The sequence below is a fragment of the Paucibacter sp. Y2R2-4 genome (assembly GCF_025717535.1).
Classification (GTDB): Bacteria; Pseudomonadota; Gammaproteobacteria; order Burkholderiales; family Burkholderiaceae_C; genus Paucibacter_A.
The window spans coordinates 430,120-445,517 of the sequence record NZ_JAJIRO010000002.1 but is presented as its reverse complement, the minus strand read 5'-3'; the positions used below and the strand labels follow the sequence as shown (position 1 = coordinate 445,517).

Genomic DNA, 15,398 nt, shown 5'->3' with positions numbered 1-15,398 from the left:
TCCCGGTCATTTCGCCGCTAGCCTTTCAACGTGCAGGGCGCACGCTTTTTCGTCCTTAGCCGATCAAGCCGTCAAAGAAGATGGCCCAGTGGCCGTCTTGCTGTTCGCGCCAATACTGGCGCTTCAGCTTGGGCCGGCCGCCATCGCTGGGGCTCAACTCGCGATAGGTCACGATTCTCACCTTGGGCTCGTCGGGCCAGGGCAGCATGCTGATGCGCTCCAGCGCCTGCACCGGCAACTCATGCTTGGCCATGCGCGCCAGATTGGCCTCCAGGCGGGGCGCCGCGCTGTCAGAGCCTCGCTCGAGGCCGGGCTCGTAAAAGATGCGCAACTGTTGCGCATCTTGCGCCATGCGCGCTTCATGCCAGCGTTGGTAGGCGGTTTCAAAAGTCCGATCTGACGGTAACTTGGCAGCCTCGCTCCGCTTGACCCAGCTCAGTTGCTCAACAATGACCACCGGCGTCTCGCGGGCGGCCACCGTGTCGGCCAACTGCTTCATATCGTCGTTGCTGAGCACGATGCAGCCATCGGTTGACATCGGTCCGCGTGCGTAGTTGCCGGCGCGCTCGCCATGCAGCCAGATGCTGCTGCCGCTGCGGCCCAGCACCCGGTCGTATTCATTGGGGTAGTTCAGGGGCAGGGCGGCGGCGCCGTAGCGTGCGGCCGCTTCGTCGCGGCGCAGGCCGATGTGATAGGTGCCCAAGGGCGTGCGCTGGTCACCTTCGGCTTGTTTGCCGGTACCCAATTTGCCGATCGACACATAGTGGTCGCGCAGCAACTTCAAGCCTTCGTTGCCGTTTTCAAACAGATAGAGCCGGGCGCGGCTGGTGTCCACCACGATGGCGTGCCGCACCCCTGGCGCCAAGCTCAGCAGCGGCTTGGGCAGGGCATCTGCTGGCGGCCGCTCTACCAAGGCTGCCAAACGCAAGCGTGCCTCGGCTCGCAGGCCTTCGCTGGCGCCTACCGGAGCGCTAGCCACCGACTCCGGGCCCTGTGAGGCTGCGCTGGGATGACCACTGCGCGCCAACAAAAGATCGCCCAAGAGCAATTGCGCCAAAGCGAAGTCCGGCCGGCGTTTGACCAGTTGTTCGACCTTGTCCAAGGCCAGGGACTCTTCGCCGCGTGCCAAGTGCTGATAGCTTTGAATCAGCAGGCCCTCCGGGGTTTGTTCGTCGGGCTGGGCCTTCAGCAAGCGCTCGGTCGGGTTGGACTTGTCGCCCGCAGCCGCCAGCGCATGTTCGGTCAGGGCCTCAGCCATTGCGCCTGACGCGCCATGGCTGAGATCCACTTTCGCAAACACATAGCCCACCACCCCCAAGACTGCGGCCAAACCCAGGCCAGCCAGTACGCCCGGGCGCACCGCGCCGTTCATGGGCTTGGCGGCGGCACTGGGCTCGGCAGAGGTGCTATTGGGCTTGGCAGACATAGACATTCAGTGAAACCCATCGGCGGGGCAGAAGCTCAAGCCTTATTTTCTCTCAGGGGCAGCGCTCGGCGCTTGATCAGTTGGAGGTTTCTTGCGTGATCTGCCAGTCACCGAGCTTGTTCTTGATCATCTCAATGCTCTTGCTGCTCTTCACGCTCAGTGCGTCGGAGCTGTAGTCCTGACGCAGGCGAACGCTGGCTTTGTCGCCGCTGACCTTGATTTGCAGATTGGACAAACTGACCGAGATCTTCTTCTTGCCGGTAATTCGCACATTGCGCTCTTGCTCCCAGGCCTTGCGCGTGGGCGACTTGCCCTTGAACTCCGGCGCGTAAGCGGCGTAGTAGGCAAACATATCGCGCTGGCTCCAGGCCTTGGCCCAGGCGTGCAAGGCTTTCTCGACGGCCTGCTTGTCCTTATCCGTCGCGTCTGGCTTCGCGCTTTCGGGCTTGGCGGCTCCGGCCTTGGCTGGAGTCGCGCTCGCGACGGTCGTCGTCGCAGCTGTGGTGCTTGCCGGGCTGGAGGCGGCGGGCTTGGCCGCGCTCGGTGCAGCGGCAGTCGGTGTCGCCGCGGGGCTGTTGGTCACTGCAGGCGCAGGCGTCTTTGCTGGTGTGGCTGGCGTGGCCACGGCCACCTTGCTGTCGGCCGGTTTGGCATCAGCCACTTTGCTCTCTGCCGCCTTCTTGTCCGCGGCTGCCTTCTCATTCAACTTCGCGGTCGCCGCTTGTGCAGGGTTGGCCGCAGCGCTCGGGGTCACGGCGGCAGCAGGGCTGGGGGCAGGACTCGGTGCGGGCGTTGCAGTCGGGGCTGGTGTGGCGCTCACCGGCTTGGCTGCGCGTGGGTCCACGCTGGCTTCAAACACGTTTTGCACCACGGCCAACTTCAGCGGCAGCGTGCCGTCAGTCTTGTCCAGGGCCAAGGCCTTCTTATAGGCTTGACCAGCCAGACGCGCGTAAACGTCGCCCAAGTTCTGGAAAGCAGTGGCATAGGTGGGGTTGGTGCGGATCGCTAACTCCAGCGCCTGACGGGCCTTTTCGTAGTCGCCCTGGTTGCCATAGAGCACGGCCAGATTGTTGTAGGGGCCGGGCAACTCGGGGTGCGTTTCCGTCAGCTTCTGGAACACGCCGATCGCCTCGGCCTGCCGGTTCAGCAGCGACAGCGCGATGCCGCGCTGCAGGCGCAGACGCGGGTCATTGGGCTTGGCGACCAGCAATTGATCCACCTTCTTCAGACCTTCGGCATGCTTGCCTGCGGCCAAGATGGCTTGCACATCGGTGACATCGTCGGCCCAAGCCAGGCTCATGCCCAGTGCCAGGCTGGTGGCGAGACAGATCGAACGAAGCGAAAAAGTCATTGGCGCGGCTTTGGAGGTGCTCATGTTCAGGCAGGAATGGTTTGCGCGGATTGTAGTTGCCGCCTGCTGGTTCGATCTGCCTTCGGCTGCCTTGTTCCGCTGAGGGCAAGCCCGCATGCTAGAGTGGCCATCAGGCCGTGATTTCAAACGAGAAACCGGCGCCAGCCGTTCAGGCTTGCTCAGCACTCACGCATTTTTTGCCGACCCTCTGATTGCCTCACCTTGCTTGCATGCAAAGCCGCCGCTTCATGATCCTCACGGGCCCCTCCTGTTTCGCAGCAAAGAGGGGTGATGCGGGCCTGGCTGCTTTGGCAGTTGCGGCCCTGGTTTTCACCGGGGCCATGCCTTTGGCCCAGGCCATGGAATTGGGCTCGGTGCAAGTCTTGTCGGGTTTAGGCCAGCCCTTGGTTTTGCAAGTGCCGGTGCGGCTCGCCAAAGGCGAAGCGCGCCGTGCCGAATGCCTGAAGGCGAGTGTCGAAGCGGGGGACCGCAGCTTGTCGGCGGCTGAGCTGACGCAGGGCTGGGTCCAAGGGCAAAACAAGGCCTCAAGCAAAGGTCAAGAAGCCAAGCTGGATCAAGGCGGGCTGATTTGGATTCGCAGCCGGGCTGAGATTGCCGAGCCGGTGCTGCGCGTCAGCTTGGGTTGTCCGCAGCAGCATTTGACCGTTTTTCTGGACCCGGCGCCCGTGATGGCTGCGCCTGCGGCGGGCCAACAAGTCTTGGCCAAAGACATTCAAACCCTGGCCGAGGCACCACAGGCCAAGTCTGTCGTGCGCGCCATCAAGGTGAGAGCGGAGCGCCCGGCAGGGCCGGTGCTTCGCCTGGGCGACCCGGGCTTGCCGCCGCTGAGCCTGCCCGACGCCGAGGTGCCGGGTTTGCGTTTCCGTTTCGACAGTGACATCCCCGGCCTGGGCCTGGGTCGTGCCCTGAATGCAGGGCCTGCAGGACGCGAGCCCAAGGCACGCGCCGAGCGCAGAAGTAGCTTGTTGATGGCGATCGATGTGGGGCGTGCGATGGGGCCGGCGGATCTCTTGGTGATGGAGACCGGGCTGGGCGGGCAGGGCGGGCAAGGCGAGGCGACCAGTGCGCCGGCGCGTTTGCTGAGAGCTCAGCAACAGTTTGACGCGCTACAGGCCGATCAGCGTGCCCTGCGCTTGGAGATGGATCAGTTACTGGCCCAATTGGAGCAGCGCCAACAAGACTCGGCGCGACGCTGGCGTTTGGCCGCGGTGCTCGCCTTGGGCTTGGCGGTGCTGGCTGCGGGGCTGTACTTCATGATGAAGCACAAGCGTCGGCCCGCTCTGGACTGAGTCCTCGCTGGCGCTCAAAGCGCCGATGCAATGAAAAAGGGCTGCCGCGGCAGCCCTTTGTTGTTCTCGCCCGCGATGACGCTGCGGCGATTCAGCCCAAGTTCATCAGACGGCGGACTTGACGCGGCGACGCGCAGCAAAGCCCACCACGCCGAGACCGGCCAGCATCAAGGCATAGCTCATCGGCTCGGGCACTTGGGTGGTGATGCCCTTGAAGGGCTCATAGCCGAGTTCCAGCTTGCCGTTCGGGCCGGTGCTGAGGGAGTTGGCGACCAATGTGCCTTCCAGGTGGCCAGAGCCGATCACATCGGCCTTGGTGGCCAGCACCGAACCGTTCACAAAGGTGCCCACATTCAAGCTGGTGGCGCTGCTGAAGTTGTAGAGGATGCTGTCGCGGAAGCTGGCTTGCTGGTCATTGGCTGGGTCGAAGGGGCTCTTGCCCAGAGCGCCGTAGCCGGCAAAGCCGCCGAACTCCACCACGGTCAGGCTGCTGTTGATGATGACTTGGGTGCCGGCCTTGATGTTCTCCAACTGCAGGCCGCTCTTCAAGGAGGCGTTGCCCAGGTTGAAGACTTGCGGGTTGGTGCTGCCGTCGCCGGTCAGCTTTAGGCCTTGCGAGCCGCCCAGGTCTTGCCACTTGCCATTGGCGCTGCGGCCGGCCAGAGAGGCGGACAAGGCGTTCAGCTGCGTCTTGGCGGCGCCGAAATCCAGGTAATTGGCGTTCTTGGTGGCCTGGCCGTATTGCCAGTCCAGCGCGGTCAGGGTGCTGCCGTAGACGATATTGCCCTTGTTCAGTTGATTTGACGCCACCCACTGAGCATTGGATGGGCCGATGCTGGCATTGGTGTCGACATTGACGCTGGGGCCGTTGTAGATCGAGCCAGCGGCACCTGAGTTGCTGGTCAATGAGACACCGCCCTTGACCACCAGGGAGGGGGCAGTCGAGCCATAAGGGTTGCGGTAGCCGATGTCAAAACCAGACGTCAGGTCGCCGCCAACGGCCAGGCGGCCTTCCACATCAGCGGCGCCGCTCACATTGCCGAAGAAGAAGCCGCTGAAGCCTTGGGCTGCGCCCAGGTCGATCACTGCAGCTTGCGCTGCGCTTGCGATCAGCAATGCGGCCGATGCAGATACCAATTTAAAACCGGAAAGACGTGTCAAGCTGAAATGGCGCATGAAAACTCCCTCGATGGATAAGGATCCGCGCCGGAGCGCCGATCTGAATTTGAGAGGGAATTCTAGGACTTACCCTGATGTTTCTGGCCCCCTGTCCCAGGGGGTATTTAATTGGTATTCATGCACAAATGCCTGTTTTGATGCTGTCATGCAGCGGCATTAGAAGTCAGGCTTGATTTCCACCACGGCGCGCAGCGTGAGCGGCAGGCCCAGGCGCAAAGAATCCACGCCGATCACCGAGCGCGCATGCACACCGGCGGCGCCAAAAACCTCGGCCAGCAGATCGGAGGCGCCGTCCAAGACGCGTGCATGGTCTTCAAACTCGGGCACGGTGTTGAGTGAACCTTGCAGTTCGACCATTTGGGCCACACGGTCCAAGGAGCCCAACTCGTGTTGCAGCGTGGCCAGCAGGGCGATGCAGGCGGAACGCGCCAGTTGGTAGCCTTGTTCGGCCGTGTAGTCACGACCGAGCTTGCCTTTGGGCGCCACGCCCGCAATGGTTTGGGGTGCTTTGCCTGACATGAAGAGCAACTGGCCACTGCGCACCGCATTGGCGTAATTGCCCGCCGGCGAGCTGACGGCAGCCTTCGAAAAAAGGCCGAGGTCTTGGGCTTTCTGTTCTGCGCTCATGAGGGCTTAGGAGTGGATGCAAGAGTGGCCCCAGCATAGACCAGCTCTTCATCGCCATGCCCGTCGACCCGGCCGCTGGGCTGCCAACCGAGCCGCCGATAAAAGCCATGGCTGCGCAGTTTCGAGTCCTGGCCGGCCATCAGCCAAGGCTGGTGAGAGCAGCTTGACTGCAAAAAGCGCAGCGCCTCTTGCAAGAGCGCGCGACCCAGACCCCGCCCTTCATGCCCAGCCAAAACCGCTAACACCAAGACCTCGCCCTGGCTGGCCTCTGCCGCGCAAAAGGCTTGAATTCGGTCTTGTTCCTCCCACACCCAGGCACGGTAGCTTGGGGTCTGCATTTGCAGCAACAAAGAATCGGGCGTGATGCCTAACTCGGCCAAGCGCGCTTGCGAGATGGGGTTGTCTGCGGTGTGCGCGCGCAGATGGAACATTGCGGGGATGTCACGCGCCTCGGCCGCTCTCAGACGGCCTGCAGGCACTGTGGGGTGCGCCGAAATTTTTGACATGCCCACATCATGCCCGGGCAAAGAAAGAGAGCCAAGCTCTTGCGAACTTGGCTCTCTTGGGTAAGGGGTGTGCTGAGGCTTCAGCGGCCGCCGGGGCTGTAGATTTGGTCGAAATAGCCGCCATCGGCGAAGTGGGTCTTTTGCGCATTGCGCCAGCCGCCAAACACCTCGTCCACCGTGATCAGCTTGGTCTGAGTGAACTGCTTGGCGTACTTGGCTGCGACCTTAGGGTCACGCGGGCGGTAGTAATGCTTGGCTGCGATTTCCTGGCCTTGCGGTGTGTACAGGTATTCGAGATAAGCCTGGGCTTGCTTGCGGGTGCCGCGCTTGTCGACCACCTTGTCCACCACGGCCACAGGCGGCTCGGCCAAGATGGACAGGGTGGGGGTCACGATTTCGAATTTGTCCGGTCCCAGTTCCTTGACGGCCAGATAGGCCTCGTTTTCCCAGGAGATCAAGACGTCGCCAATGCCGCGCTCGGTGAAGGTGGTCAGCGAGCCGCGTGCGCCCGAGTCCAGCACCTTGGTGTTGGCATAAATGCGTTTCACAAAGGCCTTGGCGCTCTCAGCATTGGCGCCAGGTTGCTGCAGCGCATAGCCCCAGGCCGCCAGGTAGTTCCAGCGGGCGCCACCGGAAGTCTTGGGGTTGGGGGTGATCACGTCGATGCCCGAGCGCGCCAGATCGGGCCAGTTGGTGACCTTTTTGGGGTTGCCCTTGCGCACCAGGAAGACGATGGTCGAGGTGTAGGGGGATGCATTGTTAGGCAAGCGTTTTTGCCAGTCGGCTGGAATCAGCTTGCCGTTGTCGTGCAGTGCGTCCACGTCATAGGCCAGCGCCAGGGTCACCACATCGGCTTCCAGGCCGTCGATCACCGAACGCGCTTGCTTGCCTGAGCCGCCATGCGACTGCTTGACGGTCAGGACCTCGCCGGTCTTGTCTTTCCAGTGCTTGGCAAAGGCGGTGTTGAAGTCTTGGTAGAGCTCACGGGTCGGGTCGTACGAGACATTGAGCAAAGAAACTTGGGCCTGAGCCTGGCTCAAACCAGCGGCGCCCAGCAGCACGGCCGCGCTCGCAAGGGTGAAGGTGCGTCGAATAGCGTTCATGAAATCCAGTGAAGTCCGTTGGAGAGAGGGGTTGGGGTTCAAGCTGCCGCTGTGGGTTCACATGGGCCTGCATGAACGAAGCTTCACTGTAGGGAAGCGGCCATACGGCGTGAAGCAAGAACTTCTTCTATGCATATGAGAAAAACGAAAGGCGGGCGCATTGCAGGGAGTCTCTTGAATCGAGATTCACTGCCCTGCGCCCGCCCTGGGCTCAGCCTAAAGACCGGCTCCGTGCATCAAGAGCCAAACACGTGGTTGAACTCAATCCAGCCTTGGCGGCCATGCGGCAGGTAATAGCCCGTGGGGTAGTAAGGCCAAGCCGAGCTGGGGTCTTTGCGGATGTCACCGAGCAAGTTGTTGACGATCACGCTGACGCTGCTGCCCTTGCTGATCTGGTAGCGAGCGCTGGCATTGAAGTTCCAGAAGGGACCGATCCAGTCTCTTTTGTCTGAGCTGGAGATCTTGCCGTTGCGTTGCGCCGTCAGAGTGGTGCCCAAGTCGCCCAGGTTCCAGGCCAAGGTGGCGATCAGTTTGTTGGGCCAGTCACCGTGGTCGTGTGTGCCAACGCGGTTGGTGTCTGGGTCACCCGAGAACTGCTGGTAAACATAGTTCTGCACCTGGGTGTACTTGCCGCTCAAAGCAAACTCGCCCAGGCTGGCCGTCTTGAAGTTGTAGCGCGCCGAGATGTCGAAGCCATAAGTGCTTTGGCTGGCCGCATTGATCGGGTTGACCAAAATCAGATTGACTTCACCGGGCTTGACCACCGCGTCGGCCGGATTGCGGCGCACACGGTTGATGGCGTCCGCGCAGGTGGGCGATTTGATGTCTTGCACACCGGTGCGGCACTCCGATTCATCGCGCAAGATCTTGTCGGAGTCCAGGTCGGTGACCAGGTCCGAGATGGCGATCTTCCACAAATCCAGCGATGCGTCGAAGGACTTGCTCGGCGACCACACCAGGCCCAGTCCCCAAGACTTGCCCTTTTCCGACTTCAGATCCTTGGAGCCGTTCTTCAAGTAGTTGAAGCCCGACACGATGTCGACAAACTCGCATTTGTCCAGAGGCTGACCGGCTTGGGCGCAACGGTAGTAGTCCGTTGATGAGGAGTAATAACCGCGACTTTCGGCGGTGAAGATGTAGCTCATGTCCGGTGCCCGGAAGCTGGTCGCATGGTTGGCTCGCAGCAGCACTTCACCGACTGGGCGGAACTCCAGCCCGGCGTTGTACGTGAAGCTGCCATCTTTGCGGCCAGCAAACTTGTACTGGTCATAGCGGGTCGCCAAGGTGCCGGTCAGGCTCTTGGTGATGGGCGCATTCAACTCGGCTCCCAAGGCCCAGCGATTGCGGTCACCGCTGACCACTGGCGCTTCGGTCGTGGCGTAGAACAAGCCTTGGCCCAGACGAGGGTCGGTTTCATTCTTGAAGCCCTGTGCCCCCACCTCAGCCAGCACGGCGGCGCGTAGCGGCCCAGCCGGCAGGTTCAGGACTTCGCCGCTGGCATTGACGGCGAAGTTATGCGTCCAGGCCTTGTCATTGGCGAAACTGCTGGAGGCAATGCTGTCGTACTCGGCCGGTGTCAATGGCTTGAACAGGCGCTTGGTATCGGGCGCGTAGATGGGCTCGCCCTTGGCAGTTTCACCCTTCTTCGGACCCAGGAAGAACTCTTCCACCGTGGCCAAAAGGCGAGGGCGGTACAGCTTGCTGGTGTAGGACGAGGTGTTCAGTGCAGCCTCGTAGCTCCAGGTGCTGCCGCTGATCTCGCCACGCGCGCCCAGCACCAGGTTGTGCCAGTCGTCGGTCCAGCGCCGGTTGAACTTCTCGGCGCTTCCCAATTCTTCGGGGGCAAAGCGGCGGCTCCATGACTCCAACTTGCCGGTATTGGCGTTCTGAAAGTAGCTGATCGTTCCGCCCAGCGAGGTCCAGCTGGGGCCGCGAGTATTGGTCTCGGTGCGGGTGAAGCCCAGCAAGGCTTCGGCGAACAACTCGGTCTGCGGGTTCAGTGCGTAGTTCAAGACGCCGGCAAAGTTATTGCTTTGATTGCCCGTCTGGGTGGTCCAGTAGGTCGGCGAGGCCTGGCCCGTGCCGCAGTACTGGCCGCTCTTGACGGTGACGGGTTTGGTGGAACCATTGAACAGTGAGCCCGCCGCTTCACAAGCGCCTGCATCAGGCGTGATGTATTTGTTGGACTTGGAGTCCTTGCGGCCAAACACAACGCCCGGGCTGGCGCCCTTGAGGGTGGTGTCGGCCATGAACTCGCGCTGCAAGCTCCAGATTGGGTCGCGCTTGCTGAACTCTACGCCATAGACGCCGCTCAGCGCCCCGGCGTCAAAGCCTCCGCTGATTTGCGCGCGCGCATTGGCGCCGCCGCCGAGTTGAGTCCCGCCAGCCTTCAGGTTCAAGGTCAGGCCATCCACATGCTTCTTGAGGATGATGTTGACCACGCCGGCAATCGCGTCAGAGCCATAAATGGCCGAGGCGCCGCCGTTGAGGATCTCAATCCGGTCGATCAGGGCCGAGGGGATATTGGCGGTGTTGGTGAAGTTGACCGCACCGTCATAGGCGCTCGGGTAGTCAGCAATGCGACGGCCGTTGATCAGCGTCAGCGTATGGTTAGGGCCCAGGCCCCGCAGGCTGATGGCATTGGCGGCCGGTGTGAAGGTGTTGCCGAAATCTTCACCCTGTGTGAAGCCAGTGTTTTCGGTCAGCGCGTTGAGTGCGTCGCCGACGCTTTTGAAGCCTAAACGGGCGATGTCCTCAGACTTCAAGACCGTCATCGAAATCGGGCCCTCGCTCTGCGCACGGCTGATGCGTGTGCCTGTTACTTGCACCAGCGGCAGCGCCGATGGATCGCTGGCTTTCGCCGCAGCGCTGTTTGTGGTGTTGCTGCCCGTGTTTTGCGCCAGTGCGCTCAAGGGGACATAGGCAAAGGCGAGCGCCAATGCCAGGGGGGCCAGCTTGGAGCGCTGGCGGTTCGCGGTGTACTGCATGTAAATCCTCCGTTAGCTTTATCGTCCCCAGGGGTGCCCCAGGGCGTCACGCGGCTGTGCAAGCGGGTGGCTTGGGCCGTCTTGAGCGCTGAACTTTAGGGATTGCCCTAGTTCAGGTGAAGCGAGGATTTCGAATTTGCTTGGCTGAAAAACGAGTTTGGAGGGTGGAGAAGGCTCGCTGATGCGAAGCCACTCAATCCGGGGTATTGCCGCCGCGGGCTTCGTCCACCGCTGCGCGAGTCAGCGGCGCCGCAAAGGTCTCGATGAAGGCGTAGACATAATCGCGCAGATAAGCGTCTTTGCGCACGGCCAGTCGCGTCATATTGTCGGCAAACAGATGTCGTGCATCGATGGCCGAGAGGTGACGGTCCCGGTCTTCGTCATAGGCGATCGAGGCCACGATGCCCACGCCCAGGCCGAGGTCCACATAGGTTTTGATCACGTCCGCGTCCATTGCGGCCAGCACCACATTCAGGCCCAGGCCGGCGTCCCGGAAGGCGTCGTCGATGTGCGAGCGACCGGTATAGCCCAGCTCATACGTGATGATGGGGAATTCGGCCAAGCGTTGCAGCGTCAAGACCTGACCCTCGGCGGCTTCGCGCGCCAGCGGGTGGTCTACCGGCGTGATCACCGAGTGGGTCCAGCGGTAGCAGGGCAGGGCGATCAGTTCCGGATACTGGGCCAGCGCTTCGGTCGCAATGCCGACGTCGGCTTCGCCGTCCAGTAGCAAGCGCGCCACTTGTTGCGGCGAGCCCTGGTGCAGATTCAAGGCCACATCGGGATGGCTGCTGCGAAAGTCGCGCACCACCGGCGGCAGCGCGTAGCGAGCCTGGCTGTGGGTGGCTGCGATGCGCAGGCTGCCTGAGCCGGTTTGTGCAAAGTCCGCCCCGGCGCGTCGCAGGTTCTCGGCCTCGTTGAGCAGCTTTTCAATGATGGGCATCACATGGGCGCCGGGTTGGGTCAGTCCGGTCAGGCGCTTGCCGGCGCGCATGAAGATCTCAATGCCCAACTCGTCTTCCAGCTCCCGAATTTGGCGGCTGACACCTGGTTGCGAGGTGTGCAAAGCGGCGGCCACTTCGGTCAGATTGAAGCCGCGACGCTGGGCTTCGCGGATGGAGCGGAGTTGTTGAAAGTTCATGGAAATGGCGTGCGGCGCAGGATTCGCTTCGATCGCGCGCATTGTCCTGAGCGCAGCCTGTTTCGTCCTCCAATAAAAAGCGATATCGATATACCGCCAGCTTTCAAGGCCGCGGTGCCAAGCGGCTTTGTCGAGGCTGTGTTCAAAGCAAAGCTTCAGCCAGGCGCGAGTCGCGTGCCGTCGATTGAGTGTGAACAGTGGCCCTCGGCAGCGGCTCTACAGACTGCAGAGGCATGCGCCAGCGCAGCAGGTCGATTTGGCTTGAGCCTTGCACCATGGCCATGGCGTCGATGCGCAGCAGCAGGTCTGAATCTGCGCAAACCCAGTCGCCGGCGTCGAGTTGCAGCGTCCAGGGCCAGCGTTCGGTCATGAAGAGCAGCAACACATGCCCTTCCATCAGCAGCAGGAGTTCGCGGCTGTTGCGGCTTTCTTTGGCCGGAGCGCAGGGTAGATCCTTGCGCGTGTGATGCAGGCGTTCGGGCTTCAGCATCTCGGCGCGCCGATGCAGTCGCTGTTGATCGGCGGAATTCAGCAAGCCTGCGGGGCAGCCGCGCCGCGAAGGGTAGACCCCCAGATGCCCGACCGGCAGGCCCTTGGGCCTGAGCAGGGCTTCGATTTGCTCCACGCTCATGGGCCAGCGGGCCGGATGCAGCGAAGGGTCTTCCGCATCGTGGGCCAGTAAGCGCATGGCTGCCTTTGGTTCTGAGCTTGTTTGACTTGCGGATCAGCTGTGCTGCTTGGGGAGGGAGGTGAAGCGCAGATAGGGGCGCACCGCGTCCCAGCCTTGTGGGAATTTCTGCTTCAGAACATCCGGGTCTTGGATGGAGGGCAGGATCACCACATCGTCGCCATCTTTCCAATTGGCCGGTGTGGCGACTGAGTGCTTGTCGGTCAGTTGTAGTGAATCGATCACCCGTAGGATCTCGTCGAAATTGCGACCCGTGCTGGCCGGGTAGGTGATGATCAGTCGAATCTTTTTGGCCGGATCGATGATGAACAGCGAGCGCACCGTGGCGGTGGTGGACGCGTTCGGGTGGATCAGGTCGTACAACTCGGACACTTTGCGGTCAGCGTCCGCCAGGATGGGGAAGCGCAGATCGGTGCCTTGCGTATGGTTGATATCGGCAATCCAGCGTTGGTGAGAGTCCACCGGGTCGACCGAGAGCGCAATCGTCTTGACCCCGCGATGGGCAAATTCATCGGCCAGCTTGGCGGTCTTGCCCAGCTCTGTGGTGCATACCGGAGTGAAGTCAGCAGGATGGGAGAACAAGACGCCCCAACTATCGCCTAACCACTGATGAAAGCGGATCGGTCCTTCGGAAGAGTCTTGTTCAAAGTCAGGGGCGATATCGCCCAGGCGCAGGCTGGCCATGGAGTGAGTCCTTTGGAGTGAAAGTTGAAAAGTTGGGAGGGGTGGTCGCGCCTAAATCGCAAACGACCATTCGTGAAAACTGGCGTGCTGAGGGCGGTGTTCGCGCGCGGCGCGGGCTCGGGCGGCTTCCACCCAGCGCTTGGCGAGGGGGAAGGGCCCAAAGCCCGACTCGGTGTTGATATGGCCGACCTGGCCCAGATTGGTGTAGCTCGCGCCCCAGCGGCTGGCCCAACGCAAAGCGTTGGCCGCGCTCATCCAGGGGTCGTTCTGGCTGGCGATCAGGGTGCTGGGAATGCCCAAACGCTGGTGCGGCAGCAATTCGGCCAGGCCGAACTTGTCGGGTTCGGCGGGTGCCACAAACAGTGCTTGGCGGATGGGTGAGTCTGGGTGCTGGCTCAGGTGGTGGGCGAGCGCCAAGCAGCCAAAGCTGTGGGCTACGGCAATCCATTCAGTGCCGCTGGAGAGGCTTGAGGCTGCTTCCAGGCTGTTGCTGACTCTGGCGGACCAGCGCTCCAAATCGGGCTGGCTGAAATCGCGTTGCACCACCCGGCGGGCATCACGGAACTGGTGTTGCAGCCAGGTCTGCCAATGCGCCGCGCCGCTGTCGTGCAGGCCGGGAATGATGAGCAGGCGAGGGGGTGAATAGAGGGCCATGGTGCAGTGCTCCGCAGTCCGTGACTACAGGGTCGCGATCGACACTTCGGTGGACTTGACCAGCGCCACAACCTCGCGCCCCACAGCCAGGCCCAGCTCTTTCACCGAGCGGGTGGTGATCACCGAAGTCACCAGCAAGCCGCTGGGCGTGATGACGTCCACCTCCGAGACCACCGGTCCTTCGATGATCTCTTTGACGGTGCCGCGAAACTGGTTGCGGACATTGATGGCGGTGATGCTCATGCTGCGTGCTCCTTGAGGTTCGACCTTGTGTGGGGAACCGATCTGATGTGCTGGCAAGCTTAGGTTTGCGCAGCGCAGCAGCCAAGGAATGGAAACGCAGCTTCAAATGCGATCGGTGAATATCGGTCGTCGCCACCCGGCCAAGCATGGCCCAAAGACAGCTTGACTTGCTAACTCGTGAATTGCGCGGACACTGGCGCAGTGTCGCGAAGGGCAAGAAAAATGCGGCGGTGCAGCTTGAGTTGAAGCGGGGCGGAGGGCGCAAGCGCCAACAGGGCCAAGGGCGAGTCTTCTTGCTTGTTGAGCCTTGAATAGCCTTGACTAGGCTTGTGTCCCGCGATCGGCAGCCGAAAAGCAAAAAGCCACCGCGAGGGTGGCTTTTTTCTGGATGCTTGGTGCATCCAGTTTATTTGGTGGCGCTTCAGGGATTCGAACCCCGGACCTGCGGATTATGATTCCGTCGCTCTAACCGGCTGAGCTAAAGCGCCTCAAGCCCGCTACTATAGCACTGAGTTTTTGAGCTTTGCAAGAGTTTTTGAAAAAAGTTTATTTGGCCAGCGCGGTGCGTACCGCAGCGAGGTCCCAAGCCGCGTGGCCAACGGTCTTGTACAAGGCTGGCGTCTGCGCCGCAGCGGGCTTGCTTAGCGCTTGCGCCAGTGCATGAACGCGGCTCCAGTCCATGCCGGCTTGAATGAGGTCGCCGGCCTCATGCTTGGCGCCTTCAATGTCATCCACCCACACTTGCCGGCTGCGTACCAGCGCGGCCGGCAATTCAGCCATCTGCGGGGTGAAGCTGCCGATACCGACGACCAGGGTGCCAGCGTCCAAATGCTCCGGCAGTACGGCGGTCAAAGAGGTGGTGGCTGTCAGGGCAACGCTGGCACCTTCGAGCGCCTGATCCAAAGGCAACACGCGGGCGTTCAAGCCTTGCGCTTTCAAACTGGCGGCAAAGGCCTCGCTTTGCGGGCGCGCACGGCCCACGCAGCGCAATTGCACGCCGGGCCAGCGTTCACCCATGGCCAGGGCGTGGCTGAGGGCTTGGGCGCCGGTGCCGACCAGCACCACGCTCTCTGGCGGACCTTTCAGCAGCGTTTCTATGCCCAGCAAAGTGACGGCGGCGGTTCTGCGAGCCGTGACCACCATGCCGTCCAGAATGATCAGGGCCGTTCCGGTCGCGGCCTCGCTGACCAAGACCCGGCCTTGGATGGTGGGCTGGCCGCGGTCGCGATTGGCCGGCGTCACGGCGACCAATTTGGTGACCGCGTAATGCTCATCGGTGCAGGGCATGGCCAAGTAACTGCCGCCATCGGGCAGAGGCAAGACCGAGCGTGGGCTGGCGTTGATCAAGCCCTCGCTCAGGTCCAACATGGCCTGGGCCACCGCAGGGATCAGTTGTTCATAAGGCAGGAGCTCGGCCGTGGCTTCGGCATTGAGTATTCGCATGAAAAGAGATCCTCCTGGACTTTGAGCCGGGCCACCTTGTGCACCCAAAGAATCGAGCG

The 15,398-nt window shown here is 61.9% G+C and carries 14 protein-coding genes and 1 tRNA gene; 1 reads left to right on the top strand and 14 read right to left on the bottom strand.

Annotated elements, in window-relative coordinates; genetic code table 11:
- Window positions 1-55: 55 nt before the first annotated feature.
- Together LNV06_RS08815 and LNV06_RS08810 are read right to left on the bottom strand one after the other, a co-directional pair.
- Complete coding sequence (locus LNV06_RS08815) at window positions 56-1,426, bottom strand: L,D-transpeptidase family protein (protein WP_263537888.1); 1,371 nt, start codon at window positions 1,424-1,426, stop codon at window positions 56-58.
- A gap of 76 nt (window positions 1,427-1,502) precedes the next feature.
- Window positions 1,503-2,801 (bottom strand): YybH family protein, encoded by a 1,299-nt coding sequence (locus LNV06_RS08810; RefSeq protein WP_263537887.1) that lies wholly within the window; start codon window positions 2,799-2,801, stop codon window positions 1,503-1,505.
- A gap of 284 nt (window positions 2,802-3,085) precedes the next feature.
- Here LNV06_RS08810 and LNV06_RS08805 point away from each other — a divergent pair, with 284 nt between their 5' ends.
- The gene (locus tag LNV06_RS08805) at window positions 3,086-4,087 is read left to right on the top strand and encodes a hypothetical protein (protein ID WP_263537886.1); all 1,002 of its coding nucleotides are present in this window, start codon (window positions 3,086-3,088) and stop codon (window positions 4,085-4,087) included.
- Window positions 4,088-4,192: 105 nt separating this feature from the next.
- Here LNV06_RS08805 and LNV06_RS08800 read toward each other — a convergent pair whose 3' ends face one another.
- From LNV06_RS08800 to LNV06_RS08745, 12 genes are all read right to left on the bottom strand, one after another.
- Window positions 4,193-5,263: a choice-of-anchor A family protein gene (locus LNV06_RS08800; RefSeq protein WP_263537885.1), complete on the bottom strand. Its 1,071-nt coding sequence runs from the start codon at window positions 5,261-5,263 to the stop codon at window positions 4,193-4,195.
- A gap of 159 nt (window positions 5,264-5,422) precedes the next feature.
- Window positions 5,423-5,893 carry a RidA family protein gene (locus LNV06_RS08795; protein ID WP_263537884.1) on the bottom strand — a complete coding sequence of 157 codons (471 nt, stop codon included), beginning with the start codon at window positions 5,891-5,893 and terminating at the stop codon, window positions 5,423-5,425.
- Entirely contained in the window at window positions 5,890-6,399 is a 510-nt protein-coding gene (locus LNV06_RS08790) for a GNAT family N-acetyltransferase (protein ID WP_263537883.1), read from the bottom strand. The genes LNV06_RS08795 and LNV06_RS08790 overlap by 4 nt, the downstream gene beginning before the upstream one ends.
- Window positions 6,400-6,479: 80 nt before the next feature.
- Window positions 6,480-7,502 (bottom strand): sulfate ABC transporter substrate-binding protein, encoded by a 1,023-nt coding sequence (locus LNV06_RS08785; protein ID WP_263537882.1) that lies wholly within the window; start codon window positions 7,500-7,502, stop codon window positions 6,480-6,482.
- Window positions 7,503-7,738: 236 nt separating this feature from the next.
- Complete coding sequence (locus LNV06_RS08780; protein ID WP_263537881.1) at window positions 7,739-10,489, bottom strand: TonB-dependent receptor domain-containing protein; 2,751 nt, start codon at window positions 10,487-10,489, stop codon at window positions 7,739-7,741.
- 193 nt (window positions 10,490-10,682) lie between these two features.
- On the bottom strand, window positions 10,683-11,627 hold the full coding sequence (locus LNV06_RS08775) for a CysB family HTH-type transcriptional regulator (protein WP_263537880.1): 945 nt from the start codon (window positions 11,625-11,627) through the stop codon (window positions 10,683-10,685).
- A gap of 142 nt (window positions 11,628-11,769) precedes the next feature.
- The gene (locus LNV06_RS08770; RefSeq protein WP_263537879.1) at window positions 11,770-12,315 is read right to left on the bottom strand and encodes a hypothetical protein; all 546 of its coding nucleotides are present in this window, start codon (window positions 12,313-12,315) and stop codon (window positions 11,770-11,772) included.
- 36 nt (window positions 12,316-12,351) lie between these two features.
- Window positions 12,352-12,999: a peroxiredoxin gene (locus tag LNV06_RS08765; RefSeq protein WP_263537878.1), complete on the bottom strand. Its 648-nt coding sequence runs from the start codon at window positions 12,997-12,999 to the stop codon at window positions 12,352-12,354.
- A gap of 51 nt (window positions 13,000-13,050) precedes the next feature.
- Entirely contained in the window at window positions 13,051-13,653 is a 603-nt protein-coding gene (locus LNV06_RS08760) for an RBBP9/YdeN family alpha/beta hydrolase (protein WP_263537877.1), read from the bottom strand.
- A gap of 24 nt (window positions 13,654-13,677) precedes the next feature.
- Complete coding sequence (locus LNV06_RS08755) at window positions 13,678-13,896, bottom strand: TOBE domain-containing protein (RefSeq protein ID WP_263537876.1); 219 nt, start codon at window positions 13,894-13,896, stop codon at window positions 13,678-13,680.
- 411 nt (window positions 13,897-14,307) lie between these two features.
- Window positions 14,308-14,384 (bottom strand) — tRNA-Met (locus LNV06_RS08750).
- 58 nt (window positions 14,385-14,442) lie between these two features.
- A complete protein-coding gene (locus tag LNV06_RS08745) occupies window positions 14,443-15,339 on the bottom strand; it encodes a delta(1)-pyrroline-2-carboxylate reductase family protein (protein ID WP_263537875.1) in 897 nt (298 codons plus the stop codon).
- Between the last annotated feature and the right edge of the window lie 59 nt (window positions 15,340-15,398).

Excerpts from the sequence above, each read along its gene's own strand:
- LNV06_RS08760 (WP_263537877.1), bottom strand. The coding sequence starts at position 13,653 with ATGGCCCTCTATTCACCCCCTCGCCTGCTCATCATTCCCGGCCTGCAC.
- LNV06_RS08815 (WP_263537888.1), bottom strand. The coding sequence starts at position 1,426 with ATGTCTGCCAAGCCCAATAGCACCTCTGCCGAGCCCAGTGCCGCCGCC.
- LNV06_RS08780 (WP_263537881.1), bottom strand. The coding sequence starts at position 10,489 with ATGCAGTACACCGCGAACCGCCAGCGCTCCAAGCTGGCCCCCCTGGCA.
- LNV06_RS08775 (WP_263537880.1), bottom strand. The coding sequence starts at position 11,627 with ATGAACTTTCAACAACTCCGCTCCATCCGCGAAGCCCAGCGTCGCGGC.
- LNV06_RS08765 (WP_263537878.1), bottom strand. The coding sequence starts at position 12,999 with ATGGCCAGCCTGCGCCTGGGCGATATCGCCCCTGACTTTGAACAAGAC.
- LNV06_RS08790 (WP_263537883.1), bottom strand. The coding sequence starts at position 6,399 with ATGTCAAAAATTTCGGCGCACCCCACAGTGCCTGCAGGCCGTCTGAGA.
- LNV06_RS08745 (WP_263537875.1), bottom strand. The coding sequence starts at position 15,339 with ATGCGAATACTCAATGCCGAAGCCACGGCCGAGCTCCTGCCTTATGAA.
- LNV06_RS08800 (WP_263537885.1), bottom strand. The coding sequence starts at position 5,263 with ATGCGCCATTTCAGCTTGACACGTCTTTCCGGTTTTAAATTGGTATCT.
- LNV06_RS08770 (WP_263537879.1), bottom strand. The coding sequence starts at position 12,315 with ATGCGCTTACTGGCCCACGATGCGGAAGACCCTTCGCTGCATCCGGCC.
- LNV06_RS08755 (WP_263537876.1), bottom strand. The coding sequence starts at position 13,896 with ATGAGCATCACCGCCATCAATGTCCGCAACCAGTTTCGCGGCACCGTC.
- LNV06_RS08785 (WP_263537882.1), bottom strand. The coding sequence starts at position 7,502 with ATGAACGCTATTCGACGCACCTTCACCCTTGCGAGCGCGGCCGTGCTG.
- LNV06_RS08810 (WP_263537887.1), bottom strand. The coding sequence starts at position 2,801 with ATGAGCACCTCCAAAGCCGCGCCAATGACTTTTTCGCTTCGTTCGATC.
- LNV06_RS08795 (WP_263537884.1), bottom strand. The coding sequence starts at position 5,893 with ATGAGCGCAGAACAGAAAGCCCAAGACCTCGGCCTTTTTTCGAAGGCT.